Raw genomic sequence first — 1164 nt, forward strand, 5'->3', positions numbered from 1 at the left:
TTTGCTCTGAGTATATTGATAGCAAAGCAGGCTAATAGCATAGATACAAGAAAACAAAATGATAATAAAGTTGAGGGTTCTTATATCTAAATAGTGACTCTCCATATGTGCTCCACAACGAACCATTACTCGGGCAACTCCTTTGCCCGTCATCAATAAACGTCCAGTATGTTAGCGTAATTATAGAATGATGTCTTCTGCTTTTTTAGTGAACAAAAGTCCGATCGTTGCCATGATGACACTAGGTACAATCCAGCTCGCGAACTCATTATACAAAGGCATGTTGTGGCTCATCCATTGATCTACGGCTCCTGGCATGTAGCCCAAAATGTGCAGAGCATCGACACAACCAAATGCTAGTGCGGTGAACGCGGTAAGCACCAACATGAACTGAGACATTTTGTTGCGAACGGGTGCCATCATCATCAAAGCAATCGCCACAGGATGAAGTGCCACAACCGCAGGTAAAGTGATTGCCAATAGCTGCTCTAAACCGATGTTGGCGATAAAGCCTGACAGTACCATGGTGATGACGACACAGATTTTGTAGTTCACTTTGCTAAAGGTGTTGTCATAGAACTCGCTGCCTGCGGTTGTTACGCCAATCGCTGTGGTTAAACAGGCCAATACCATGACTGCACCCAACAACACCGAGCCAAACGCACCAAAGTGGTTGAAGGTGAACGCCGTTAAAATATCGCCACCATTGCTAAACTCTGAACCTAAGTAAGAGCTAGTGGAACCGATGTAAGACAACGAAATGTAAACAAACGCCATCGCGACAGCGTACATTAAGGCTGCAATTAGAGTGTATTTCGCCGTTGCTCTCGGGCAGTCCACTCCCATGCTGCGAATAGCACGGAAAATGATCCAACCAAAGCCAATTGAGCCCAACGCATCCATCGTCATGTACCCTTGCGTCAAACCTTCTGCAAACGCACCACTCACGTATGGGCCACTGGCTTGTGTCAACTCACCTGCTGGGTAAATCAAGGCAGTGACAGACATGATGATCAAAATCGCCATTAACGCCGGTGTTAGGATTTTTCCTAAGTTATCAACCAACTTACCTGGGTAAAGCGCAAACCAAATGGTTGCTACACAAAAGGCAATCGTAAACGGCACTAATGCCGCCTCACCAAAGATTGGGGCGAAGCTAAATTG

Annotated in this window: 1 protein-coding gene; it reads right to left on the reverse strand. The window is 45.8% G+C overall.

Annotated features, from left to right (window positions below; all coding sequences use genetic code 11):
• Positions 1-180 precede the first annotated feature (180 nt).
• The coding region (brnQ, locus tag R7P35_RS25420) for a branched-chain amino acid transport system II carrier protein (protein ID WP_318093176.1) at positions 181-1164 on the reverse strand (984 nt) is incomplete at its 5' end.

Source organism: Vibrio sp. Vb0304 (assembly GCF_033338995.1).
GTDB lineage: Bacteria > Pseudomonadota > Gammaproteobacteria > Enterobacterales > Vibrionaceae > Vibrio > Vibrio alginolyticus.